This window comes from Gilliamella sp. Nev3-1 (assembly GCF_001690435.1).
GTDB classification, from domain to species: domain Bacteria; phylum Pseudomonadota; class Gammaproteobacteria; order Enterobacterales; family Orbaceae; genus Gilliamella; species Gilliamella apicola_C.
In genome coordinates this window covers 146,034-173,002 of record NZ_LZHN01000063.1, presented here as the reverse complement: position 1 = coordinate 173,002, position 26,969 = coordinate 146,034, and the positions used below count along the sequence as shown (strand labels likewise).

Below are 26,969 nucleotides of genomic sequence, written 5' to 3'. Positions count from 1 at the left end.
GGGCAATAAAGTGGTGCTACCGCTTCTCGAATAAATTCAAAATCAATGACTTTAGCTATTTTACGAACAAGATGATTTTGGGGGACAAGCGCATCTAGTGAGATTTGCTCTATTTTTTCTGGTGTCGCTGGAGTTGGTTTTTTTAGCATAGAAGAACTTCTCTTATAGTGGACTCCTCTCTATTAGATCAAAGAACTCGCCAAAAAGCGAGTTCTTTGTCATCAATCTGAAAGGTGCTCAAAAGCACCTTTTTATTTAAAATTTATGCTTTAAAGTTTATTATAAAAAAATATTCAGGAAATAGTGGATCTGAGTAATAGAATAAATAAATTAAAATGCTCAAAATTAGATCATTTTTATTTTGACGATTTAAATAGGTATTTAAAGTTTTTAAAAATTATATAATTAAATAATTTTTCTTTTAGCTTTTTATTTATTTTTTTTTAAAGTTATGTTATCTTTTTGAGTAAATTTAATTCAATTATAAGAGGATAACATATTAATGAAATTGGCTTTTCGACCAACTGATTGTTGGCGATGGTATTTTGATAGTGGATATGATAGTTTGATGCTTGAAGTTTCATCTGAAATGCTATTCCGTTCTTGTTATCCAAGTAAGATATTAATTCCTGATGTTTTTTGTGAGTTTCCATTTTCAGTTAGTGATGCAACATTTTATTATCAATTTCATGATAGGTGTCAGTTGCTTAATTTGACTGATTCGCAAAAAATTGAATTATCAATTAATGCTATTGTGGCGGCTAATTTTTTAAAACCGCAGATGCCCAAAAGTTGGTATTTTTCTCAACAACCTATGTTTTATAAACCGAAAGTTGCTGATATTGTAGAGGTGAACTTACAAGAAACAAGCCAAAAAGTCTATTTATTGGTCGTTGAAGCCAGCGAAAATGCATCTCTTTGCATTATTGCTCAACCAACGTTTTTCGCTATGAACAAAACTTTCTATTTTTCAGAAGCGATTAAAGTGATGAATGATAGATTAAAGCCTATACAACACGATACGGCACAACATCCAGAATATTTGAAATTAGAAGCTATTTAATAAAATTAAAACTGCTTTTTATCATTAAGCCGTAAATCCTCGTCGTTCAAGACGAGGATTTAAATAATCTAGCATGAAAAATAAGGTATTCTAGGGCAATTTTTACTTATGATGTAAAGAATTGCGGCTTCTTCGTGGCCTTGATCTGCATCCAATTTAAGATAATGTAGTCCTATCTTCTCTAATCTCTATAGATCAACAAGTTTCGTTCCGTAAATTTTAATAAGTATTTTTTTAAGTCGTAATTTATATCTAACTTTTTAAATAATGCGGCTATTATTAAGTAATAACTCGGGATCTTTATCGATACAATATGAATAGTAATTGATTGCTTTAAATAGCTTATCTGAATCTTCATACCATTTTGCAATGTCTGTGGTGACCTTTAACATTAGGATTAGTTCTGTCAAATTGATAAAATAATGAATATACATTATTTTTTTGGCTGTTTTAACTGTTGTTGATACAAATTGCATGCACCAGATGATTTTATGGCACAAGCAAGTTCAAAATACTCCATTGCTTTATTGAATCTGTCATCATCAGCATAATAAAAGTTAAGTTGTAATGTAGCTAAAACATCATTAGAAATTAAAGTTTTTCAACCAAATTTGTTATAATTACTCTCTGGATCGGTTTCTTCGCCATAACCTGATTGAGGATCATAATATAAAGTAAAATCTTTTTCTTTCGTTATGGCAAGACCGTAAATTTTTTTAACTTGTTGCAGTTTTTAGATGAAAGTCTATTGGCCAACTTAACATAAGTTGTTCTAATTTTCTAATACTAGTTAAATTATTCTGATCTGAATTTGATTCTATATTATTTTGTTTATTTTTATTTTTATTTTTTTTAAAAAATTCGTCACGATACTAAAATCATTAGTTGAAAATACAGTAGATAAAAATATAAGCACCAAAACAAACACACTTATTTTTTGAATCATTAATACTAACTTTTTACTCGATTACGATATCACCCATTGGCACACAACTACAGGCTAAAATTCGATTATTCCGTTTTATCGCTGACTGAGTCAGTGATTTGACTTTCCCTTTTTTCAAAAACACTAAGCAACGCCCACATATGCCAGTACGGCAAGAATAAGGTAGAGCTATTCCATTTTGTTCTAACTGTTCTAAAATAGTTTGCTTATCATTCGCTTGAATAGTTTTATTTCCCAAAGTGATGGTACAAGGTTGTATTTCACTTTTTATTTCTGATGGAAAGGTTTTAATGTAATTTTTGGCAAGTTGTCGCTCTAATACTTCGACTTTATCGTGAACAGAGATGGTTCCGTGATTACGAGCAATCATATTCATTCCAAAATCGATTTGGCCTTGTTCATCAGATCTAAAATAACGTAATGTTTTAAGTGGTTCACCATTGTTTAATGGGTTTGCACAATTGATATCAATAGTTGTTAACGCACAGCGAGCACAAGGTTTTACAATATCAAAAATCACTTTGCCAATTTTGATTGTTTTCCAACCATCTTCTGCGAAAGGTAGCGCGCCTTGAATGATAATATTACTGCGAAATTGCCTAATATCTAATTTTTCTGGACATTGCTGTTGTAAATAATCAAATGAAGCTTTATTTAATAACAAGTAAGGATATCTATCAGCAAAACTAACAGGTACTTGAGGGTAACGTTTTGTTCGACGTGATAATTGATGCCCAAGCCAACGTAATTGGACGTCTTTTTGAAGAATTTGGCTGAAAAATTGATTCACCCTTATAGGGGCAATGTGCGAAGTGAAATGATTATCCCAAACTTCTGTCTTTTCCTGAGAGTTTGAAAATTCATCTAGGTTAAGTCTGATAGTTGTCATTGATGGATGAGAAATATGTACTTCGTTCCCTATGATAATGGCACTTGTTTTTAGCAGTTGTGGATATTCTCTTGCAGTAATAAAGGTTCCATCAGGTTCGCTAATCATCAAAATACGATCATGCTCAAAGCCACCTTCAGCAGTATTTACTTTAGTAAGTTTTATACCTTGAATTGATTTGATTGGATAGATATATAATTGATTGATGGATATCATAATGCCTTAGATAATATTATAAATATTGTTATGATTATATACTTTATTGCTTATACATTACAGACAATAGACTATCGAGTTATAGATTATAAAAAACGAATTGTTTTTTATTTAAAGCACGCTATTTAAGAGACCAATTCGGTATAACTAATCGTTACAATGTAATAAAATGCTTTGCCATTTGGTGTCATAACAGTGATTTCATCATCAATTTTATGCCCTATTAGCGCTCTTGCTACAGGGCTGTTAATCGATATCCAATTTTTTCTAGGATCAAACTCATCCGCTCCCACAATACGATAAATATGTAGATTTTCTTTTTCATCTTCTAATTTTACCCATGCACCAAAAAATACCCTGCCTTCTTGCCTTGGATTAGGATCGACAATTGTCAGTGATTCTAATCGTTTAGTTAGAAAACGAACCCGCCTATCGATTTCTCTCAACCTTCGTTTGCCATAGATATATTCGGCGTTCTCACTGCGATCGCCAAGGGCGGCTGCCTCAGATACTACTTGGGTAACTTTAGGTCTTTCTTTTTTCCACAAATATTTTAATTCGTGCTCAAGTGCTAAATACCCTTCTCTTGTTATGTAATTTGCTATTCGCATAATTTAACGTCCTTTTCATTTCATTTTATGTGTTTTGGTGTTTGACTGAGTATTTAATATGCGTTACACGTGTTTTTGTTGTTTTTGATTTAAATTGTGTTACAAAGATAAAAACAAGGTTTTGCTATGATTTTTCGTTTTTTTCTTTCTGTTAATGATAAATGATTTACCTAATAATTATATTAAGTTATGTGCACTATATAAATAGGTTTAATTCAACAATCATTGAAATTCAATAACAGATTTTATATAACTTGAAATTATTATTAGGTATTAATATGGCTACACGGTACCAATTAGCTTTTAACTTAGTTTTTTTGTAAGTTTTTTCTCAACAGAATCTTTAGCATTATCGGCTGTTACCACTAATGTTATTGAAGGGCACAGTCCTCGCTTTATTACTTCGATTGAAAATAGCATTGAATCGAATGCTGAATTTGATTATTTTGGTGTTACCTATGATGGAAAAACTTATTTTAATACAAACGATTTAGATTCTGCACTAGGTATTAATATTGCGACTAAAACTCCAGTGAGTTTGAAATTATCCTCTGCAATCAAACAACCTCAAAATACAGATGTAATAGATGTTTATGGTGCTATTTCTTTATCAGAAGATACAGCCCATCCTCTTTCTCTAGCATGGTATTATGAAGATTCAGATGACAATGAGGTTAAATTAACAGCAGCTCAGACAACAACGACATTTAGTACATTATTGAAAAATGGCGTTTACCCATATATTAAAGCAAGTGGCTCTGTTTCTTTGAATACAAAGTATGGTGTACCAAACTCTCAGAATTACCCAGATAATAAGATAGCCATAACTAAGACTCCTTATCGAAGATTTCATGTCAAAATAGGTGGCGAAGCAATTAAATATGCCAGCCCAAATATGTCTTATGCTGGTGGAGGCTATACCTATGGTGATAAAAGCATTTTTGACCCAGCAACTAACAATGGTCATATACCACAATCTGATTATTTAGATAATTTCCCATCTACAGGTGCAAATGGGCTTTATTTTTATTTAGTGATCAATGGAATAGATAATACATTAGATACAACAACATGGATGGTAAAAACATCAAATGTTGATGATAGTTCGCTTAATGCAATTACCGCAAGTATACAAAAAACAGAAGCCCAAGCTCAAAAGGGTTCAAAGTTTATGATAACAAGAATATGGTGCTTGTCACGTTAAAATGCCCTGACTCATCAAGCAAAGTTGAAGATAAAGCTACAGCACCAACAGCCAACTTACCTGTTGATATTGAATTAATTGGCACAACAAAACAGGGTTTGAAGCTCATTGATAAATTTAGAATAACGCAGTGGTTTATTAATCGAGGGGATTTTGTTGCTTGGCCTGCTCAGCAAAAAGAGTGGTGTGAAGGATTAGGCAATTATCGACAAGCAAATGTTAGGGATTTGAGTAATGCTAGGTTAAATAGTTTAAGTGATAATTTTCATCCTCATCATAATTATAAAAGAGCTGTTCACCATGGATTACTTACTGAATGGGGGGCAATGGCGTATTTTTAGGAGCTAATTTTTATAATCAAACCTATGGTTGGATCAGTGGAATTTCACCAAGTAATGGCAATGCTATTTATGTAAATATGAATAGAAGCATTGTATGATAATAATGTAACGACTTGGGGAACTGGTTATGATTATTATGGGATATGTGTTGCTAAATAAAATGGTGAGTTTAATTATGAGTTTTATTTAATATTCATTTACTCAATAAAAATTAATGATAAGTAGAGCTATTTTTAGATAACTGATCAAATTCGTTGAATTGCAACAAAAACGAAGATAGGTATATAATTACCGCATGTTAAAAAATAGATAAAATAACCATGATTAATAAACAAATTAGCCATATTATAGCTGGTGAGCTGACGGTAAAACCAGAGCAAGTTTTAGCTGCAATCCAATTATTGGATGAAGGTAGTACCGTTCCATTTATTGCCCGTTATCGGAAAGAGGTGACAGGAGGTCTTGACGATACTCAATTACGCACTTTAGATAGCCGATTGAGCTATTTACGTGAACTTGAAGATCGCAAACAAACGATTTTAAAGTCAGTTGAAGAACAAGGTAAATTAACACCAGAATTAAGCCAAAGTATCATACAAACGTTAAGTAAAACCGAACTTGAAGATCTTTATTTGCCTTATAAACCTAAGCGTCGTACTCGTGGTCAAATAGCTATTGAAGCGGGTCTTGAACCATTAGCTAATGACTTATGGCAAAACCCAATACTTGATCCGGAAATTGAAGCGGAAAAGTATATCAATTTGGACAATGGTATTGCGGATACTAAATCTGCATTAGATGGTGCACGTTATATCTTAATGGAGCGATTTGCTGAAGATGCAGCATTACTGGCAAAAGTACGGCATTATCTCTGGAATAATGCGCATTTAGTTTCACAAGTGGTGAGTGGCAAAGAAGAAGAGGGCGCAAAATTTCGAGATTATTTTGCACAAAGTGAACTTATTTCAAAAGTGCCTTCTCATCGAGCTTTAGCGATGTTTCGTGGTCGAAATGAAGGATTTTTACAACTCTCGTTAAATGCCGATCCACAATTTGAAGAAACACCAAAAGAAAGTTATTGTGAACAAATCATCACTGAATATTTAGATGTTCATTTTAATGATCAGCCGGCAGATAAATGGCGTAAAGCCGTTATTAATTGGACATGGCGCATCAAAATTCTAATGCACATGGAAACCGAATTAATGACAACATTACGTGAACGCGCCGAAGAAGAGGCGATCAACGTATTTGCTGCCAATTTGCATGATATGTTAATGGCTGCTCCAGCTGGTATGAAAGTGACCATGGGGATGGATCCTGGATTACGTACAGGCGTCAAAATTGCTGTTGTTGATGCAACCGGTAAATTAGTTGCGACCGAAACGATTTATCCGCATACAGGTCAAGCCGATAAAGCAGCCATGATAGTGGCATCGCTTTGTATTAAATACCAAGTCGAATTAGTGGCTATTGGTAATGGTACGGCATCGAGAGAAACAGAGCGTTTTTATCTCGACGTTCAAAAAAAATACCCAGAAGTTAAAGGTCAAAAAGTTATTGTCAGCGAGGCAGGGGCGTCAGTGTATTCAGCTTCTGAACTTGCAGCACAAGAGTTCCCCGATCTTGATGTATCGATCCGTGGTGCGGTATCAATTGCAAGACGATTACAAGATCCCTTGGCAGAGCTTGTTAAAATTGATCCTAAATCAATCGGTGTTGGTCAATATCAGCATGATGTAAGCCAAACTCAGTTAGCTAAAAAACTTGATGCGGTTGTTGAAGATGGTGTAAATGCGGTTGGTGTCAATTTAAATACCGCCTCAATGATGCTACTTGCACGTATTGCCGGACTTAATAAAGTGATTGCCCAAAATATTATTGATTGGCGTAATGAAAATGGGCAATTTACTGATCGTAAGCAGTTATTAAAAGTTTCGCGTTTAGGTCCTAAAGCCTTTGAACAATGTGCTGGCTTTTTAAGAATTATGGATGGTAAAAATCCGCTTGATGCATCAGCAGTTCACCCCGAAGCTTATCCTGTAGTAGAGCGAATTTTAGAAAAAAATCATAAATCATTAAAAGATATTCTAGGTGACACAAATTATTTAAAATCACTTAACGCAGTTGATTATATTGATGACCATTTTGGTGTACCAACAGTCACAGATATTATTAAAGAGCTCGACAAGCCAGGCCGTGATCCAAGACCTGAATTTAAAACTGCTCAATTTGCTGATGATATCGAAACCATGACAGATCTAAAAGTTGGCATGGTTATGGAAGGCGCGGTAACCAATGTAACCAACTTTGGCGCTTTTGTGGATATTGGTGTTCACCAAGATGGTTTAGTGCATATTTCGGCACTGTCAGATAAGTTTGTTGATGATCCAAGAACTGTTGTGAAAGCTGGTGATATTGTTAAAGTGAAAGTGATTGAAGTAGATATTCCTCGCAAACGTATCGCTTTAACCATGCGTCTTGATGATCCTGCTTCATCAACTAAACAGAAAGATAGTCGATCTTCTAAAAGTCGCTCACATACCAACAAACAAAATAATACGCCATTATTAGGCAACAGCGCGATGGGGAACGCATTTGCTGCAGCATTTAAAAAAAGCAAATAGTAAGTTATCACATGCTGGCAAATATTTCTTGTAATATATCACAATAAGTTGAGTCAAACAAAATAATAAAGAGGAGGAAAGCTCCTCCACCTCTGTAACGTATATTTAATTTATCCGTTATTACTCAATTTCAGCAAAATAGATTATAAATATACAGATGGTAAGGTAATTTTATTTAACCCATTTTGTTCTAATTGTTCTGCAAAAAGTTCGACTTGCTGTTTAGTGGCTACAGACCATGTTTTGGCGATACCGTGCACTCCATGATTATGAAATGCATTAATTCTTATTCGAATATTAGGATCCAAATCCATTAAGAATTCTGCAATGTTTTTAGCATTGTCTTGTAGATCGGTTTGTTTTGGAATAATTAAAAATCTTACTTCATATAATTTGTTAACTTCTGAAAGATATTTAATGGTTTCTTTCACTCGTAGGTTGCCTTTACCCGTCAGTTTTTTATGTACATCATCATCCCAAGCTTTAAGGTCGATCATCGCACCATCCATTACGTTTTCTACTTTTTGCCAACCTGTTTTCACTAAGTAACCATTGCTATCAATAAAGCAGGTAAGGTGCTTTAAATCCTCGGCTTGTTTAACAGCATGAAAAAGTCTTTCAATAAAAGGTAACTGTAATGTCGCTTCGCCACCACTAATGGTAATACCATTCAAAAAAGGCAAGTATTTGCGGATCTCAAGTAAAACATCTTCAACACTATATTGATAGGTCATTGGAGTAGAACTATGACGACAAGTATTAATACATGTATCACATTGCTCACATTGTGAAGATTGCCAGATAACTTTATTATTGATAAATGTTAACGCTTGATGCGGGCAAGTTGCCACACAATCACCACAATCCTTACACGGCGAAATAGTATAAGGATTGTGGCAATTTAAACACTTAAAATTACAGCCTTGTAAAAATATGACTAACCGGTTTCCTGGTCCGTCAACACAAGAAAAGGGTAACAGTTTATTAATGATTGCCCATGGCTTGTTCATAGCTGATTACTCGAGGTGTGCGGCATAAGTAACTCTTGTTGTCAGGCGCTTCGGCTGCTTCGCTACCTAAAAATGTCGTATTAATCCGCGATCCTTCTTGTTTATATTTTTTGATATCCGATAGTCTTACCATATAGCCAGTTACTCGCACAAGATCATTACCACTGATATTAGCAGTAAATTCACGGAAACCAAATTTAAATGCGGCTTTACAAATTTGTACTAATGCTAATGGATTATTTTTTATCGTTTCATCAATCGTTAAAATATCACTAATGCCAGAGGTGTAATATTTATGGTGTTTAAATAATGCCATAATGTGTGTAACAGGATCAGGTTCATGTCCATAAGGTATGCGTAAACCAGGTGTGGCATCTCTATCGGAACTGATGCCCGATTGCGAATGTAACATCGCCTTTCCTTTCCAAGCATAGTTAACCTTATGATTATCAACAAATTCAGCAAGTTGTTTAGAAATTGTTGAAGCTAGCTCATTGGCTTCTTCATCTTTACCATAACGTCCTGCTAATCCAGATTTTTCTTGTAAAATATTGACTGCTTCTGCCATCGCATAAATACCAAACATTGGTGCAAATCGAGTTGTGTCAATTAATCCTTCATTAACTAAAAAACTATTGCTAAAAAAGTTAGATTTTTCAAAAAGAAATGCTGATCTTGCTTGAATTAAATTCATCTGTAATTGGCAGTAGTGTGGAAGAACATGTTTTAAAAAATCATCAATATCTTGACTACGTAATGCCACTTCTTTCAAATTAATTCTGGATAATGTGCTTCCACCACCAGCAATAGGCAGTGAGTTATAACAGCTCACTACACCGTAGCCTTTTTCATCAAAATCTTTTTTAATCATCATATTATTAGCAATATGAGGTTTTGCTGTTTCGCAAATATTTTCAATTGCGGTATTGAGTAACGATTCTGGCGTGATATCTTCATCATAAATAAACGTTAGATTCGGAGCAACTTGTTTAAGCTCGCGATCAACACGTAAAATAACGCGGCAGATCACATTATCGGTCGGACCAATATTGGCATGCATAAATGCATCAGGAAGATTGCGATCAAGCATAATCCAAAAACGTTTTAATCGTGGATAAAGATCCTCTTCTGTTAAATCGCCAACATAAGGAAGTAACACTTCATCTAAACACCCCAAATAAACAGGCATACCAGTTACCGAAGGAACGTGATGATAAATGATGGTAAGCATATTTAATGCATCATCAAATGTTTTTGCTGGCTCAAGTTCTAGCCATTTTGAACCTTGCTTTAAAAATTTAGCATAATCAGGTAGCACATAGCGGGGCTTATAGGGCGCATGACCTTCATACATATCGCAAATCACACGTTCATCTAAAGCATGTCGGGTTTCACTATCTAGATTTACATAAGGTAAATTATTTTCTGCTGCAAGTGCAAGTAAATGGGATTTTTGTTTAGGTGATAGATTAGGATCAGTCACTATATTATAACAATTTAGTTGAAATTCTGTCATGTTCATAGCTACCTCAGTACTTATTTTTCAAAAATAAATGGTGTTGGTTCATAATCTGATGCATTAATAGGAGAGTATTTCTCAAAATACTGTTTTACTACATCAGCATCACGATAACCCGTATCAACATAAGTTGGTGAAGTATTGGTTATTGGGTAACCATCACCACCAGCAGCTAAAAAGTCTAGCGTAACTATGCGATATGATTTTTGTAAATCGATAGGTTCATTTTTAATTTTTATATCTTCAATGTTATTGTTTGATCGTGTCAAGGTGATATTTTTCATATGCGCATATCCGCCAGAACCTGGTTTTTTGTTAAGAGCTACTTTAAGGTAATCAATTAATTCACTACCCGTCAGATCAAAATAAACAACGTTATTACCAAAAGGCTCAACTTTTAAAATATCGCGATAAGTAATATTACCTTCAATTAATGAATCGCGAATCATACCACCTGACATAATCCCCATATCAGCACTGGTTTTTTCAATAAAAGCGCTAAGCAATAATTGTCCCATATTGCTTTGTTGATATCTTACAATATTACGATCACCTTCAAGTCGGCCGGATAACTCTCCGCTTTTAATTAGTAAGTGTTGCTTTCCTTGTTCTTGATAAGGCTTTAGATTTTCGAGTAATTTTTTATCTTGTAATATCTCTTCACTGTAATATTCAAGGCGTTTTGTACCATCACCATTATCAACTTCTTTTTTTAAATTGATAGGGATTAGTTGATAATTTTGCAAAGTTATTTTGCCGTTTAAAAAGGTAAAATCTGCACGTCCAACATATCTACCCCATTCATGCGCTTGAACAATCCAAGTCCTGTTTTGCTGATCGGGTGCACAAGGGGTTCCTGGGACATATTCGGTAATGCGCTTATTTGGACTTGCCATACAAACGGGATTTTGTGAATGACCACCCACAATCATATCTAATTCACCACTTTTTAACCCGCGGGCTAATTCAACATCTCCAGGCGCCATTGAACCATGTTCGCCATTTTCATAATGTCCCATATGCGTTAAAGCAATAATCATATCAGGATGTTCCATCTTTTTTATCTGAGCTATAATTTTTTGCGCCTCGGGTAAGGTTTTATGAAATTCAATGCCATCAGTATTTTTAGGTGAAGCTAAAAAAGTTGTATCATCTGTGGTTAATCCAAATACTGCCACTTTAATACCATTTAAATCAAATGTTGCGTAGGCATCAAAAACACGATTATCGGTGCCTTTAAAGTAAGTATTTGCAGATAGAAAAGGAAAATTTGCCCATTTTTGTTGTTCACGAATAATCGTTAAAGGGTGATCAAATTCATGATTACCCACAGCCATCGCATTGTAGCCAATTTCATTCATACCTAAAAAATCAGGTTTTGCTTGAAGTACATCGGATTCAGGAACGCCAGTATTAATATCACCGCCAGATAGAAGCAACAATTTTCCGCCTTTAGCAGCTACCTCCTTTCTTATTTTATCAACGACTGTTTTTTGTGCAGCAAGTCCATATTCACCAATATCATTTTGCCAAAAACGACCGTGGTGATCGTTAGTATGTAGAATAGTAAATTGATAAATTGTGTTCTTTTCCCAAGTGGGTATTGTTGGTTTTTTGTTCGAAACAGTCGCTATAACATTAGCTGAAAATAGACTCAAAACAACAAGTAGTGATATTTTTTTATTTAATTTTGGCTGAAACATGGTTCCTCCTAAATCCTTATTATAATGACTACTCCGTAATCACTTTATAAATCAATTGTGGCTCGCTTGCACTATCACTAACAATAATATTGTCATACAATTTTTGTTTGATTGCATCAAGCTTATCAGTATTGGCATGAATCATTAATAAAGCTTCACCCTCATCAACTTTATCACCGACTTTTTTATGTAATACGATTCCAACCGCTGGATCGATGATATCATCTTTGGTTGCTCGCCCCGCGCCTAATTGCATTGCAACAATGCCAATTTGATCCGCAATAATCTTTGTAATGTAGCCTGATTTTTGCGCAGGTAGTGCGATTTGGTATGGCGCGCTTGCTAATTTTTCAGGATGATCAACAACCGAGCTATCACCACCTTGCGCTTCAATTAAGGTCTTAAATTTTTCAATTGCTTTACCATTTTTTATGACCTCTTGGAGTTTAGCTCTGGCTTCTTCTAATGTTTTCGCTTTGTTGGCAAGCACAACCATTTGGCTACCTAATGTTAAAACTAGCTCAGTTAAATCAGCAGGACCTTTACCTTTCAAAGTATCAATCGCTTCTTTTATTTCAAGTGCATTACCAATTGCAAAACCAAGTGGTTGTGACATATCTGAAATAATAGCCATGGTTCTGCGGCCAATTTGGTTACCGATATTGACCATTTCGTGAGCTAATTTTTCTGAATCAACCATATTTTTCATTAGTGCGCCATCACCGGTTTTAACATCAAGCACAATAGCATCAGCACCAGCAGCTAATTTTTTACTCATAATTGAGCTTGCAATAAGTGGGATAGAATTAACGGTGCCAGTTACGTCACGTAGTGAATAGAGCTTTTTATCGGCTGGTGTTAAATTACCTGACTGACCGATTACTGCTAAACCCTTGGTATTCACCTGATTAATAAAATCTTGTTTGCTTAATTCAATTTTGAATCCCGCAATCGACTCAAATTTATCGGTTGTGCCACCAGTATGCCCAAGCCCACGTCCTGACATTTTAGCGACCGGCACATCTAATGCTGCAACTAAAGGAGCAAGTACTAATGTTGTGGTGTCACCCACACCACCAGTTGAATGTTTATCGACTTTAATTCCTTTTATTGATGATAGGTCAACAGTATCACCTGAATACATCATGGCACTGGTTAAATCCGCACATTCTTTTGATGTCATACCTTGATAATAAATTGCCATTAATAAAGCGCTAACTTGGTAATCAGGGATGGTACCATTAGTGTAGTTAGTAATAAAAAATTGAATTTCGTCAGTGGTTAATGCATGTCCATCACGTTTTTTTTCAATAATATCTACAAATCTCATTATTCGTCTCTCTTAATATCAATAAATTAGGATTATATTCTTCTCATCCATAATTTAGCTTGATGAGAAGGCTAATCCTAGCTAACAATAAGTATCAATTTCTTTTTATTTTCAATATAGCTAAAATTACATTGCTCACAAGCAAAACTAATCTAAATCACTTGGCGAAAAAGACCAAGGTAACAATTCACCAACAGTGGTTTCTTGGATTTTACCTTGCATATTCGTTAAAATAACTGGCATATCTTTAGCGCAAAACTCACTGATTACTTGACGGCAAGCTCCACAAGGCGAAATTGGACCGTCAGTATCACCAATTACCACTAATTTTTTAAATTTTCTTTTACCTTCTGAAACTGCTTTAAAAATAGCGGTACGTTCTGCACAATTGGCTAGGCCATAAGAGGCATTTTCAACATTGCAACCTAAAATCGCCTCATCATCTTCAGTGATTAATACTGCACCAACCTGAAATTTGGAGTAAGGAACATAAGCTTTAGAGCGAGCAGTTTTAGCGAGTTCAATGAGTTTTTCAATTTTCATATTGAGAATCCTTTGTTTCGTAATAATATTAATTAAATTTTAGGTTGAGCGTTAGCTGATGACTGTAAATCTAATCGATAAACACCAAAACCTAATTTATCTTTTTCGATAAATTCAGTAGGGTATAGTGAATGTTTTTCAATATAAGTTTTAGCTTCATCAGTAGGGGATGATTCAAAACGAATATCTAATTTGGTTTCACTCGATATTGGCGCAATTTGCCAGTTGTTATCAACAATAACATTGACCGATCCTTCTTGTTTAGTAACCTTAGTGATATAAGCTGACAGGATCACTCTTAAATCATCTGGTGAATTAAATTTAACATTTTTTTCGCCAGTACCTGGGAATATGCCGCTATAAGCTCGATAATTATTTGTAGCAATTAAAAACATTTGATTAGGATCAAGTGGTTTTTGTTTGTATGTCAAATTAGTTATTCTTTCAGATGTTGGATTGATTAACTGGCAATTAGCATCATAACGTGGAGGTTTGGTGATATCGATTTGATAATTTACACCATCAATTGTATCAAAATTATAGGTTCTAAATTTATCCCAATTAATTAGATATTGCGGATTTGCTGTATGAATATCTATTTGGTTATACATACCCGCAGAACATTCAAGCCATTCTTTTATATTTTTGCCTGTAATTTTAATTACAGATAAAATATTAGGATACAGATAGATATCTGCTGCATTTCTAAAGGTAAGATCACCCTTTTTTACGTCAACAAAAGCGCTTGGATCGTTTTTTCTGCCACCAGCTTTAAATGGTGCAATAGCTGATAAAACTGGCAGGCCATCCAGATCTGGATCGCCTTGAATAAATTGCTTAACGTAATCGGTTTGTGCATCATTAATAATTTGTAAGGCTGATGTATCTTCGACTAGCGCTAAATAGCTAGTAATATCGGTTGAAACTTTACCAATAGGTTTACTTACAAATTTACGCGTACCTTGGTGGTCTGTTGTTAGAATATCAACGAGTTTTTGATCAGCTTCAACTAAGGCTTTTTTATTCGTTTGGTCATAAATGGGCCGTGCTTCAGATTTCCCTGAAATAGCTTGCCAATTGGATTTATCTCCCGTTAGAACTAAATCCACTACGCCTAAATGGCTTCCCCATTGTCCTGGCATGACCGCGGGAACATGATTGATATTTCCAGTTTTTATATCAGTATTAGGAAGTGATTCAAATTCTTCACTTGGGAAGACGCCATGTGAGTGACCAAACATAATTGCATTAATTTCCTTTACTTGGCTTAAGTAATAAACTGAATTTTCAGCTAACGCTTTATAAGGTTCAGCCGACACGCCAGAGTGTGGAATTGCAATAATGACATCAGCGCCTTGTTTTTTCATTTCCGGTACTAATAATTTAGCGGTTTCAGTAATATCTTTGACAACAACTTTGCCATTAAGGTTAAGCTTATCCCATTGCATAATTTGTGGTGGGACAAAACCGATATAACCAATTTTGATAGTATGCTTATTATCATCTCTATCAATAACAGGAGTATCTACAATAATATATTGCTTGAAATATGGCTTATTGGTTTTAGCATCATAGACATTGGCATTAATGTAAGGAAATTTAGCTCCAGAAAGGCTTTTTTTCAGAAATTCCAATCCAAAATTAAATTCGTGGTTACCAATATTACCAACAACATAATCAAGGGTATTGAGTGCTTTATATACTGGGTGTATCTTGCCCTCACTAAGGCCTTTATCAACTGCATAATCAGCCATTGGGCTACCTTGAATTAAATCACCATTATCTACAAGAACACTATTTTTTACTTCACCTCTTGCTTGATGAATTAAATTGGCAGTTTTAACTAACCCATATGAATCAATAGTTTGATCTTTAAAATAATCATAATTCATCATATTGCCGTGTAAATCAGTCGTTTCGATAATTCTTAAATCGACTGTTGCAGCATTAGCAATACCGGAAATAAATAGGGATAAAAAGGTCAGGATGCGTTTATTTTTTTTCATGCGAATCTCCTATCATTCTGATAACTAAATTAGTTAACGGGCATGGCTAGTAACTGCTTTTGATATTCTAAAAATCGTTTAATGATTGCTGGATGATATTTCTTATCATTAATGCATTTTTTCATCACTTGTTTATCATTAGAGGTAAAACATGAAAAAACATGCCCTATCAAACGACTCTTAACCGATTCTTCGGCAAATGCGGCCTGAACGCCACACAGCGTTATGTCAAGCAATTCTAATCGTGAAAATGCAAATATGGATTGGGCAATGTTATATTCTTTTTCAATATCGGTGCCGAAAATTCCGGCATCATCCGTATTGAGAGTAATGCGAACCCCTTGGTCATAAAGCCGTCTTATTGGGTGCTGATAGATATCGCCGTGTAGTTCATTAACCAAAATACGATTACTGGTGAGTGCAACTTCTAGGGTGATGTTGTTCTTAATCAGTTCATTAATTAGATTTTGATCATCAATGGCTTTAATGCCGTGCCCAATTCTTGTTGCGCCATGTTTTAATGCTTGAATGATGCTTTCTGCTGGCTCAATTTCGCCTGCATGATAAGATTTTTGTAAGCCTAATTTAGATGCTAATTGATGTGAATCTTGAAAATCATCGAAATGACCTGCTCTTTCATTGCCTGCAATGTTGAATCCAGTAATAAAACGGTGATGATTATTTTCAATAAATTTTAATGTTTCATGGACAATTTTAGCACCAAGATGTCGAACGCCGATAACATGATACCTAACGGTAATATTATGATTTTTTCGGACGTCAATAATGGCTTTATCCATTTGTGTTAAGGTTTGTTGGAATCGTTCTTTATCCCAAGTCATTTTGCCATCAATTTCGGTTGCACAGATATGATAAGGAGAGATAAAAAGTTCACAGTAGATTAGTCCCTGTTTGGCATTTCTACTCAAAAAATCAAATGTAATTAAATAATAATCTTCCGGAGTTTTTAAAAAATGAGAAACAGTATCATAAGTTTGAATAAATTCTATGAAATTTGTTTCATCATATCGATAACGTCCATTTTGATACTCTTGCTCATCATATTCTCCCTTTTTATAACATAAAGAACTAGGAAAGGGGATTTGATTTTTATCAGCTAACTTTTGAGCCATAATAGGAGTAATGCTCCCTTCAATGTGCTCATGTAATATGACTTTGGGTATTATTTGATCGTTCATTAGGTATTTAATCTATTTAAAATGAGCTAAATGGTTTTAGTAATAATGACATTAAAACACTTATCAAAGCTAAAAATAGCATATTTATTGTTGCTAATTATAAGCTAGGGTATTTTACCTTGATAAGACATCCTCCCGCCATACATTTTGCATTACTTATTTATATTTTTGTTTGGTAAATCATATTTTTAAGCTAATTTTGTGCTAGCAAAAGGCAACAACTAATATTGCTGCCTGCATATTGATTAAGTGGCGGGAATGAACAACCACTCAATGAATTATTAATTTATGGTTGCTTGTGGATTAGGATTCTCGTTTTTAAAAATCAACATAAACACAATAGCTAGAACCAAAGCATAACTTGCAAAAACAAGCCAGACTGTTTGCCAATCAATGCCACTTGTAGTTGTGTAATGATCGACTACAAAGCCACTAATTACCGAACCTAAATAAGCACCAAGCCCATTGGTCATGGTCATAAATAGTCCTTGAGCACTATTACGAATAGTTGGCGATACGGATTTTTCAACATACATTGAACCTGATATATTGTAAAAGTCGAAGGCACAACCATAAACAATCATTGAAAGAAGTAATAGTATAAAACCGACTGGAGATGGATCACCATAAGCAAATAAACCAAAACGTGCAACCCAAGCAAACATACTAATTAGCATAACGTATTTGATACCTAAACGTTTCATAAAGAAAGGTACAAATAAAATAAATACCACTTCTGAAATTTGAGAAATAGATAATAGTACGGAAGGATACTTAACCACTAAGCTATCGGCATATTCAGGAAATTTTTCAAAATCATGTAAAAATGGATTACCAAAGGTGTTGGTGATTTGTAAAATGCCACCTAATAAAATTGCAAATAAAAAGAAAATAGCCATTCTAGGTTGTTTGAATAAAACAAAAGCATCTAATCCTAATGAGCTAATGATGTTTTTTTCATCATTCGTGTTTTTTGTTGTTGGAATTAATGGTAATGAAAATGAATAAAGGCTGAGTAACAAAGAAGATGCAGCAGCGATATAAAGTTGCATACTACTAAGTTCTAACTGTAAAAAACTCACAAGCCACATGGCAACAATAAAACCGATCGTGCCAAAAATTCTGATACAAGGGAACTGAGTAATGACATCAAGTCCTTGTGATTCTAAGCATGAATAAGAGATTGAATTTGAAATGGCGATAGTAGGCATGAAAGCTAAGCAATGAACAAGTATCACTATCATCATCATGAAAGGTGATGTGACAGAAGCCGCAATAAATAGCGTTATCGCACCGATTAAATGACAAAGCATATACAAACGATTAGCAGGTATCCATCTGTCAGCGACAATACCAAGTAAGCTTGGCATGAATAATGAAGCGATGCCCATTGTTCCATATATTGCTCCTACTTCAATACCAGTAAATGCTAATTTACGCATCATGTAAGAACCTAGGGTGATTAACCAGCTTCCCCAGATAAAAAATTGCAAGAAAAATATAACTTTAAGTTGAAACTTAATATTCATTTATGATTCCTTAATAAACGCGATCTTGTATAACCTATTATCCAAATATTAATAAAATAATTATTTGATCAAAATAAAAAATGGCAGATTTCCTGCCATTTTTTAGTTTTGATTTAATAAAACAGACTCTAATGCAACGGTGATCATTTCTTTAAAGCCTAATTGTCTTTGCTCTGCTGACATTGCTTCGCCTTTTCGAATATGATCTGAAACCGTGCAAATGGCCAGTGCTTTTGCACCATATTCGGCAGCAACCCCATAAATGCCGGCAGCCTCCATTTCAACGCCTAAAATATTGTACTTTTCCATAACATCAAACATATCAGGTTCAACACTATAAAAAAGATCTGCAGAAAAAAGATTACCAATTTTAACATTTACACCTAATTTTTTTGCGGCATTAACGGCATTACAAGTTAAATCAAAATCGGCGATAGCGGCAAAATCATGATCTTTAAAACGTAAGCGATTGACTTTTGAATCGGTACAAGCGCCCAAACCAACAATAACATCACCCACGTTAACATTAGGACTAATTGCACCACACGAACCAATACGAATGATGTTTTCAACACCGTAAAATTTAATCAGTTCAGTTGCGTAAATTGAACAAGATGGAATGCCCATTCCATGCCCCATAATTGAAACTTTTTGACCTTTGTAATAACCCGTAAAACCTAACATGGCTCTTACATTAGTAATTTCTTGTGCGTTTTCTAAAAAGGTTTCTGCAATGAATTTTGCTCGTAGCGGATCGCCAGGCATTAAAACGGTTTTTGCAAAAGCATTATCAATGGCATTAATATGCGGGGTAGACATCAACTTCTCCTGATATTTGTTTCTAAATCGATATTATTTGAACTTAAATTACTTATTTTTTTATAAATGATTTACCGTAATCCATTGGCGATAAATCAAAATAATCGGCAACACTTTGCCCAATATCGGCAAATGTTTCACGATGACCTAAAGATCCAACTGGCACACTATCTCCATAAACAATGACAGGGATATGTTCTCGAGTATGATCAGTACCAGGCCAAGTTGGATCGCAACCATGATCGGCACTAATAATAAGCAGATCGCCGGGTTTAATAAGTGCCAACATCTCAGGAAGGCGACGATCAAAATATTCTAACGCAGCAGCATAACCCGATACATCACGGCGGTGACCATAAGAGGAGTCAAAATCGACAAAATTAGTAAATACAATGGTGTTATCTTTAGCTTGTTTGATTTCTTCAAGTGATGCATCAAATAAAGCTTCAATACCGGTCGCTTTCACTTTTTTAGTAATCCCAACTTGTGCATAAATATCGGCGATTTTACCGATTGACACTACAGTACCGTGTTTTTCATCAACCAGCTTTTTAATTATCGTTGGCGCTGGTGGTTCAACAGCAAGATCGTGACGATTACCCGTACGCACAAATTCACCTGCTTTTTTACCAACAAATGGTCTAGCAATAACGCGACCAATATTGTAGTTACCTTTATTCAGTTCGTCACGAGCAATTTCGCAAATTTCATAAAGTCTATCTAAGCCAAATGTCTCTTCATGACAGGCAATTTGGAAGACTGAATCAGCAGAAGTATAAAAAATAGGTTTGCCAGACGCCATATGTTCTTCACCAAGCTCATCAAGAATAATCGTGCCTGATGAGTGACAATTACCAAGATAACCGGGAAGTTTTGCGCGAGAAATAATCTTATCTAAAAGATCTTGAGGAAAGCTGTTAGTGGTATTAGTAAAATAGCCCCAGTCAAAAAGGACTGGTACACCTGCAATTTCCCAATGTCCTGAAGGTGTATCTTTACCTGATGAGATTTCACTGGCATAACCATATGAACCAATAATTTCGCCTTCTGTCATCATGCCTTTAAGATATGCTCCAGTTGACTCATAGGCGGCTTCTATTAAGCCTAATTTTCCTAGATTAGGTAATTTCAATGGTCCACTTCGACCTTGTTCCGCTTTACCTAATGCACAAAACTCAGCGATATGACCCAATGTATCTGCACCTTCATCTCCAAATTTTTTGGCATCTTCAGCGCCGCCGATTCCAAAGGAATCTAGGATCATAATAAAAACTCTTTTCATAATTTCCTCTAACTCATAAGCAAAACTTAACTTGCGCACAAACAATATAATCAATAACTGCTAATTAAATAACAGTGGTTGTTTTTCGCGCTAGCAATAAGTAATTCAGACTATAATTTATAAAAAACATCGCTTGGTTAGTTATAATACACGATAACAAAAAACAAAAAAGATTTAAGCGTTACTTTAGTTGAATATTTGTATAAATAATGTGATGAATTTGATAATAGTCACACTTTTGTCGAAAAAAAGTAAATAGACTAGTTTTATGAAGTGCACGATTAATAGTAAATTTAAAGAAAAATTAAAATTATTCGCGATTAAATAATTAATCAAATAAGCTTAACCAATGTGGTAATATAATCAGCAAATGCAATAGAGTCCAAACTATAAAAATAACACATAAAATCGATTGACTTTTGGACATCTATTTTCACAAAAATAAAGGTAGTTATCAATGAAACAAAAAATTCCTAATACATTTGGTCTAACTGTTTTTGCACAAAAAGTTGTCACGATCACTACAGTCGAACAATTACAACGAGTTTGGCAAGATAACTTTCAAAATTTACCTATTATAATTATTGGTGAAGGCAGTAATACTCTTTTTACCTGTGACTTTGATGGTATTGTTATTGTTAATCGCCTAAAAGGTATTACCATAACCGAAACCGAACAAGCGTGGCATTTAAAAGTGGGGGCTGGCGAAATTTGGCATGATTTAGTATCAACAACTATTGCGCAAGATATATCAGGACTTGAAAACCTCGCATTAATTCCGGGTTGTGTTGGTTCGGCGCCTATTCAAAACATTGGTGCTTACGGTGTTGAGTTTCAAAACATTGCTGATTATGTAGAACTGCTTGAGCTTGCTACAGGTAAAATCATCACAGTTACCGATGGTCAATATGGATACCGTGAAAGCATCTTTAAAAAAGCATATTTGCAAGGTTATGCGGTCATCAATGTTGGTATCAAATTACCCAAACTGTGGCAACCAGTACTAACTTATGGTGAATTACGAAACTTTGATCCAAAAAATGTCACCCCAAAAAGGGTCTTTGATAAAGTGTGCGAAATTCGCCGCAGTAAATTGCCCGATCCAAAAGTTCTTGGTAATGGAGGGAGCTTTTTTAAAAATCCCGTGGTCGATAAAATTGAGGCAGATAAGCTACTTGAAATTTATCCGAATATGCCAATATATCCACAAGCCAATCATCAATCAAAATTGGCCGCAGGTTGGCTTATCGATCAGTGTGGTCTAAAAGGCTATCAAATAGGCGGAGCTGCCGTGCATCAACAACAAGCGCTTGTATTAGTTAACAAAAACCAAGCAACAGCGCAAGATGTAGTTGAATTAGCTCGTTATATAAAAAAATGTGTATTACAAAAATTCTTGGTGAGTTTATCGCCAGAAATCCGATTTATCGGCAACTCGGGCGAAATTAATGCTGACAGTTATTTATAATTAATATCAAATTATAATTGCCCGCAAAACATAACCCATAAATTATATGCGATAACATTATGAAACATTCGTATTCATTTCCTATTTTATTAACGAGTTTACTCTTTGTGACTATCTCGTTGTCAGCTCTCAATACGCAAGTGCCATTGTGGCTAGTGCGTAATGAGTTTTCGCTTGGGCAAATTGGTCTTGTGGGATCAAGCTATTTTACTGGTAACTTGATTGGTACTGTTTTTGCCAATTGGTTTATTAGTAAATTTAATGCTCGACACACTTATACCTATAGTTGCATTATTTTTGCTATTGCAACTATTGGTTTAAGTTTTTCAATGAATTTTTATAGCTGGGTAATGTGGCGCTTTTTTATTGGCATTGCATGCGCTGTCACTTGGGTGGTGATTGAAAGTTGCATATTACTCACCGGTCCAGTGCATACACGTGGGAAAATGCTTGCAGTTTATTTAACCACTTATTATTTAGGCACGGTTTTGGGGCAAGCTTTGTTGCAGTATTTTCCACAAGATGTCTTGTATTTTGGATTGGTTATTATGTTACTGATGGGGCTTGCGATTTTATTTATTTTGCGTACACATTATAAATTACCAAAAAGAAAAAAAAGCAGCTTTGACATTATGCCAATGATATTAAATAAACCCTCTCGGCTTGGGTTAACCGGTTGCGTTATTGCTGGTATGTTAATTGGGTCGTTATATTCACTGTTACCAGTTTATTATTCACACTTGGGTTATAGCGATATTCAAGTTGCTAATTGGATGATTTTACTTATTTTATCAGGAGTGGCAGCACAAATGCCTGCCAATTGGTGTGCCGACAAATTTGGACGGCAAATTGTATTGCTAATTGAATCACTGCTTATGTTGGTTGCATGTATCATGCTAATATTTAATTGGTTTGGTGCGTTGGCAATTATCTTATTAGGTGCAACCATTTACACCATTTATCCCATATCGATGGCTTGGGCTTGCTCATGTGTTAAAAAGCAAAATATTGTGGCTATGAATCAAGCAATGCTATTAACTAACACTTTAGGTAGCCTAGTTGCTCCTGCGGTGATAGCATTCATCATGGATAAAACGAGTAATACCTATTTATTTGTTAGTTTTGCTATAATTTCGTTATACTTCGTTATCTTATTAGTTAAAAAAAGAGGAACGGATGCGCAGCCACAAAAATCCACTTAAATTAATTGAAATATTGGCCGATGGACAGTTCCATTCAGGCGAAGAATTGGCAACCATTTTCGGCATAACACGTGCTGGTATTAATAAATATATCAAACAACTGCGCGAGTGGGGGATAGTATTAACGTCAGTACAAGGTAAAGGCTATTGCTTGGCTTCTCCTCTTAATTTGCTTAATAAAGCTAAAATTGACCAGTATTACCAGTCGAATAGTCAGTGTGAAGTATTACCGATTATTGATTCAACCAACCAATATCTGCTTGATCGAATAGGGCAATTAACATCAGGTGATTGCTGTGTGGCTGAATTTCAATCAAAAGCGAGAGGAAGACGTGGGCGAAAATGGTTTTCACCTTTTGGTAGCAATTTATACTTCTCGATGTATTGGCGATTAGATCAAGGCGTAGCCGCGGCAATGGGGTTAAGTTTGGTGGTAGGGATAGTACTTGCCGATACCTTACGCACATTATCAGGCCAAGAGATCAAAGTTAAATGGCCAAATGATCTTTACCTTAACGACCAAAAGTTAGCAGGTATTTTAGTTGAGCTCGCCGGTAAAACTGGTGATTGTGCCCATGTAGTGATTGGTGTTGGTGTCAATCTAACCATGACAAACCCCGATACCAACATAGTTAACCAAAAATGGGCTAATTTAGGTAATGTTGATCGTAATTTACTTGTGGCTCAAGTCGCCAAAGTCTTAAGAAGTCAATTAATCGAATTTGAAAAACATGGTTTAGCACCATTTATTCATGATTGGAATAGACTAGATAACTTTGCCAATCGACTAGTAAAACTATTAATTGGTGATAATACCATTCGCGGCATTGCAAAAGGCATCAACGAGCAAGGCGCTTTATTGTTAGAACAAAACGGTAAAATTAATGCCCATATTGGTGGCGAAATATCATTAAGAATTGATGAATAATAAACTTAAAATTATTTAAAATAACTATTCCGCTTGTAACAAGCGGAATAGATTAAGTAAATATATTCTTAACTTTTATTTTTTAAATGTCAAAACCCGAAGGGCATTAGCAGTCACAATCGCAGTCGTGCCTGAATCAGCCAACACTGCTAGCCACAGTCCAGTAAAACCAAACAAACTGGTAATCAAAAAGATCAGCTTAATTCCTAATGCAATGGTAATATTTTGTTTAATATTACGACTCGCAAAGCGAGTCAAACGAATTAACTTAGGTAAACTGAGTAAGCTATTTTTAGTTAATGCGGCATCGGCAGCTTCTAGCGCAACATCTGTGCCACTTCCCATGGAAATACCCACCGTTGCGGCCTTCATGGCTGGCGAATCATTAATACCATCACCTACCATAGCAATTGACGTTGTGTTGTGGAGCTTTTCAATGGTAATCAACTTATCGGCAGGCAACAGTTCAGCGCGGTATTCCATACCTAACTGATCGGCAATAGCTTTAGCCGCTCGTGCATTATCACCTGTTAGCATCAAAGATTTAATACCAAGCTGATTAAGTTCATGTATTGTAGTCTTTGCATCTGACCGCAACATATCTTGCAGAGCAATAATGCCCATCAGTTGTTGATTTGTTACCGCAACCACCACGGTTTTACCTGCACTTTCAAGTTCCGCAATGATTTTAGCGTGTTCATCATTTAAAGGCGTTGAAACGGTCGCAACTTTGTTTGGAGAAACAATATAAAAAATCTGATTATCAATCTCGCCTTGAATACCAATTCCCACAATTGCTTTACGATTATCGGCCTGATTAATGCTTAACTGATTTTGTAATGCGTAATCAACAATAGCTTTACCAATAGGATGATGCGAACCACTTTCAATCGAGGCAACCGTTGTTAATAATTGTTCTTTGGAAATATCTTGAGGAATCACATCGGTTACTTGTGGTTTACCTTCAGTTAAGGTACCAGTCTTATCAAACGCAACCAGTTTAACCGAACCAATATGCTCTAATGCTGCTCCACCTTTAATTAGCACACCTTGCTTTGCCGCATTCGACAAGGCCGAAGTTATCACCGCAGGGGTTGAAATTACAAGCGCACAAGGGCAACCAATTAATAACAACGTCAAGCCACGATAAAAACAAGTATACCAATCAGCATTGAACAACAAAGGTGGCACAACAATTACCAATAGTGCAAATAAAGCAATTGTAGGCGTATAGTAACGGCTAAATTTATCAATAAAACGTTCAATAGGCGCTTTGCGCTCCTCGGCATCTTCAATCATCTGTAAAATACGATCAACCGCATTTTGTCCGACTTCTGATACCACTTTAAGTTGAATTGTATTATCAACCACCAACGAACCAGCCAAAATCTTATCGCCTGAAAGATAATTAACCGGAATGGATTCGCCAGTTAATGCGCTTTCATCAATATTGGCTTGTTCGCTCATCAAAATCACATCAGCAGGCAACCGCCCTCCTGATGAAATTTCAATAATATCATTGGGTTTTAAACTATGACTGGCAACGGTTTTTCGTGCTCCGTCAATGATTATTACAGCCTCTTCGGGCATGAGCTGAGCGAGCGAGGAAATGCCTTTTTTTGCTTTACTTGTTGCAATACCTTCTAGCATTTCACCAATCATAAATAAAAAAATGACCATGGTGGCTTCTTCGGCTGCCCCAATAAATAAAGCACCAATAGCTGACACGCTCATTAACGACTCAATCGCAAATGGTGTACCACTGCGCGTTAAAACCAATGCTTCTTTCAAAATAGGAATTAACCCTATTATTGCGGTTGCCATAAATGCATATTCGCCAATAGTTTGATTATATAATAACAGGATATAACTCATCACAATTAAAGTTCCTAATACAACTAAAGGGATTAGTGCCTTTTTGTCAAAATGATGATGATCGTGATGATGCGAATGCTTATTGGAAGGCTCGAAAATAGGTTTATAACCCAACTCGATAACTTTATTTTCAATTAATTGAATAATTTCCTGATTCTTTTGGGGAACAAAAACCATTAATTTTTCGGTAGAAAATATCATCTTTGTTTGGCTAATATTAGGTAAGGTTTTTAAACCATTTTCAATTTTTTGAGCACAACTGGCACAATCCATACCGGCTATTTTCCACGTTAATTTAACATGTTGGTTTTGCCTATCAGGATCTTCTGGAGGATCGCCAAAGTTATTTTGGGATTTGGTAGTATGAGTATCTCCTCCGCAACAAGGCGTGGATTCTTGATGACAATTTATATCATGAGGCATCTGTACATGATTGTGTGCTATATTTTGACAATTACTATGACAATTATGATGATGTATGTATTTGTTATTGTATAACATAACATTACCTAAGTGAGTGGATGATTTTGATTGTACGCTAAAAAATAAAAAAGAAAATTATTTTTATTTTCATTATGTGCTAAATAAGGAGGATTAATTAAAAATGAGTTGAGCGAGTATGTTGTAGTTGAGTTGGATTAGTTGTTTAGCTTTTTTAG

21 protein-coding genes and 1 pseudogene are annotated in these 26,969 nt (G+C 35.1%); 7 read left to right on the top strand and 15 right to left on the bottom strand.

What is annotated here, in order from left to right; genetic code table 11:
* Positions 1-149 (bottom strand): annotated as a pseudogene (locus tag A9G40_RS14750) (IS5/IS1182 family transposase); the annotation flags it as partial.
* 353 nt (positions 150-502) lie between these two features.
* Here A9G40_RS14750 and A9G40_RS10090 point away from each other — a divergent pair.
* The gene (locus tag A9G40_RS10090; RefSeq protein WP_065582934.1) at positions 503-1,063 is read left to right on the top strand and encodes a cell division protein ZapC; all 561 of its coding nucleotides are present in this window, start codon (positions 503-505) and stop codon (positions 1,061-1,063) included.
* Between the two features lie 260 nt (positions 1,064-1,323).
* Here A9G40_RS10090 and A9G40_RS15330 read toward each other — a convergent pair whose 3' ends face one another.
* From A9G40_RS15330 to greB, 3 genes are all read right to left on the bottom strand, one after another.
* A complete protein-coding gene (locus tag A9G40_RS15330) occupies positions 1,324-1,539 on the bottom strand; it encodes a hypothetical protein (protein WP_065582933.1) in 216 nt (71 codons plus the stop codon).
* A gap of 483 nt (positions 1,540-2,022) precedes the next feature.
* Complete coding sequence (locus tag A9G40_RS10080; RefSeq protein ID WP_065582932.1) at positions 2,023-3,114, bottom strand: YcbX family protein; 1,092 nt, start codon at positions 3,112-3,114, stop codon at positions 2,023-2,025.
* A gap of 125 nt (positions 3,115-3,239) precedes the next feature.
* Entirely contained in the window at positions 3,240-3,725 is a 486-nt protein-coding gene (gene greB, locus A9G40_RS10075; RefSeq protein WP_065582931.1) for a transcription elongation factor GreB, read from the bottom strand.
* Between the two features lie 538 nt (positions 3,726-4,263).
* Between greB and A9G40_RS10070 the strand changes: the two genes are divergently transcribed.
* The 3 genes from A9G40_RS10070 to A9G40_RS10060 all read left to right on the top strand — a co-directional run bounded on the left by A9G40_RS10070 (position 4,264) and on the right by A9G40_RS10060 (position 7,897).
* Positions 4,264-4,929: a hypothetical protein gene (locus A9G40_RS10070; protein ID WP_075539558.1), complete on the top strand. Its 666-nt coding sequence runs from the start codon at positions 4,264-4,266 to the stop codon at positions 4,927-4,929.
* Entirely contained in the window at positions 4,911-5,270 is a 360-nt protein-coding gene (locus A9G40_RS10065; protein ID WP_065582929.1) for a hypothetical protein, read from the top strand. Before A9G40_RS10070 ends, A9G40_RS10065 begins: the two co-directional genes overlap by 19 nt.
* Before the next feature lie 320 nt (positions 5,271-5,590).
* Complete coding sequence (locus A9G40_RS10060; protein ID WP_065582928.1) at positions 5,591-7,897, top strand: Tex family protein; 2,307 nt, start codon at positions 5,591-5,593, stop codon at positions 7,895-7,897.
* Between the two features lie 143 nt (positions 7,898-8,040).
* Here A9G40_RS10060 and A9G40_RS10055 read toward each other — a convergent pair whose 3' ends face one another.
* The 10 genes from A9G40_RS10055 to A9G40_RS10010 all read right to left on the bottom strand — a co-directional run bounded on the left by A9G40_RS10055 (position 8,041) and on the right by A9G40_RS10010 (position 20,837).
* Positions 8,041-8,907: a YjjW family glycine radical enzyme activase gene (locus tag A9G40_RS10055; protein ID WP_065582927.1), complete on the bottom strand. Its 867-nt coding sequence runs from the start codon at positions 8,905-8,907 to the stop codon at positions 8,041-8,043.
* Positions 8,882-10,429, bottom strand: a complete 1,548-nt coding sequence (locus tag A9G40_RS10050; protein ID WP_442902723.1) for a YjjI family glycine radical enzyme — start codon at positions 10,427-10,429, stop codon at positions 8,882-8,884. Before A9G40_RS10050 ends, A9G40_RS10055 begins: the two co-directional genes overlap by 26 nt.
* Positions 10,430-10,443: 14 nt before the next feature.
* Positions 10,444-12,129, bottom strand: coding sequence for a bifunctional UDP-sugar hydrolase/5'-nucleotidase UshA (gene ushA, locus A9G40_RS10045; protein WP_065582925.1), 1,686 nt, complete (start codon positions 12,127-12,129; stop codon positions 10,444-10,446).
* Between the two features lie 28 nt (positions 12,130-12,157).
* The gene (locus A9G40_RS10040) at positions 12,158-13,459 is read right to left on the bottom strand and encodes a pyrimidine-nucleoside phosphorylase (protein ID WP_065582924.1); all 1,302 of its coding nucleotides are present in this window, start codon (positions 13,457-13,459) and stop codon (positions 12,158-12,160) included.
* Between the two features lie 147 nt (positions 13,460-13,606).
* Complete coding sequence (locus A9G40_RS10035) at positions 13,607-14,011, bottom strand: cytidine deaminase (protein WP_442902724.1); 405 nt, start codon at positions 14,009-14,011, stop codon at positions 13,607-13,609.
* A 23-nt stretch (positions 14,012-14,034) separates the two neighbouring features.
* Complete coding sequence (locus A9G40_RS10030; RefSeq protein WP_065582923.1) at positions 14,035-16,008, bottom strand: bifunctional 2',3'-cyclic-nucleotide 2'-phosphodiesterase/3'-nucleotidase; 1,974 nt, start codon at positions 16,006-16,008, stop codon at positions 14,035-14,037.
* Positions 16,009-16,037: 29 nt separating this feature from the next.
* A complete protein-coding gene (gene add, locus A9G40_RS10025) occupies positions 16,038-17,207 on the bottom strand; it encodes an adenosine deaminase (protein ID WP_081295789.1) in 1,170 nt (389 codons plus the stop codon).
* 281 nt (positions 17,208-17,488) lie between these two features.
* Positions 17,489-18,736 carry a nucleoside permease gene (locus A9G40_RS10020; RefSeq protein WP_065582921.1) on the bottom strand — a complete coding sequence of 416 codons (1,248 nt, stop codon included), beginning with the start codon at positions 18,734-18,736 and terminating at the stop codon, positions 17,489-17,491.
* 102 nt (positions 18,737-18,838) lie between these two features.
* Positions 18,839-19,555 carry a purine-nucleoside phosphorylase gene (gene deoD, locus A9G40_RS10015; RefSeq protein WP_065582920.1) on the bottom strand — a complete coding sequence of 239 codons (717 nt, stop codon included), beginning with the start codon at positions 19,553-19,555 and terminating at the stop codon, positions 18,839-18,841.
* Positions 19,556-19,607: 52 nt separating this feature from the next.
* Positions 19,608-20,837, bottom strand: a complete 1,230-nt coding sequence (locus A9G40_RS10010; protein WP_065582919.1) for a phosphopentomutase — start codon at positions 20,835-20,837, stop codon at positions 19,608-19,610.
* Between the two features lie 457 nt (positions 20,838-21,294).
* On the opposite strand from A9G40_RS10010, the gene murB reads away from it, so the two are divergent.
* The 3 genes from murB to birA are packed head-to-tail and all read left to right on the top strand — an operon-like array spanning position 21,295 to position 24,435.
* Positions 21,295-22,305 carry a UDP-N-acetylmuramate dehydrogenase gene (gene murB, locus A9G40_RS10005; RefSeq protein ID WP_065582918.1) on the top strand — a complete coding sequence of 337 codons (1,011 nt, stop codon included), beginning with the start codon at positions 21,295-21,297 and terminating at the stop codon, positions 22,303-22,305.
* A gap of 59 nt (positions 22,306-22,364) precedes the next feature.
* Positions 22,365-23,507, top strand: coding sequence for an MFS transporter (locus A9G40_RS10000; protein ID WP_065582917.1), 1,143 nt, complete (start codon positions 22,365-22,367; stop codon positions 23,505-23,507).
* Positions 23,482-24,435 carry a bifunctional biotin--[acetyl-CoA-carboxylase] ligase/biotin operon repressor BirA gene (gene birA, locus A9G40_RS09995; protein WP_065582916.1) on the top strand — a complete coding sequence of 318 codons (954 nt, stop codon included), beginning with the start codon at positions 23,482-23,484 and terminating at the stop codon, positions 24,433-24,435. The genes A9G40_RS10000 and birA overlap by 26 nt, the downstream gene beginning before the upstream one ends.
* A gap of 75 nt (positions 24,436-24,510) precedes the next feature.
* On the opposite strand, the gene A9G40_RS09990 is transcribed toward birA, so the two are convergent.
* Positions 24,511-26,811 (bottom strand): zinc/cadmium/mercury/lead-transporting ATPase, encoded by a 2,301-nt coding sequence (locus A9G40_RS09990; protein WP_081295788.1) that lies wholly within the window; start codon positions 26,809-26,811, stop codon positions 24,511-24,513.
* Between the last annotated feature and the right edge of the window lie 158 nt (positions 26,812-26,969).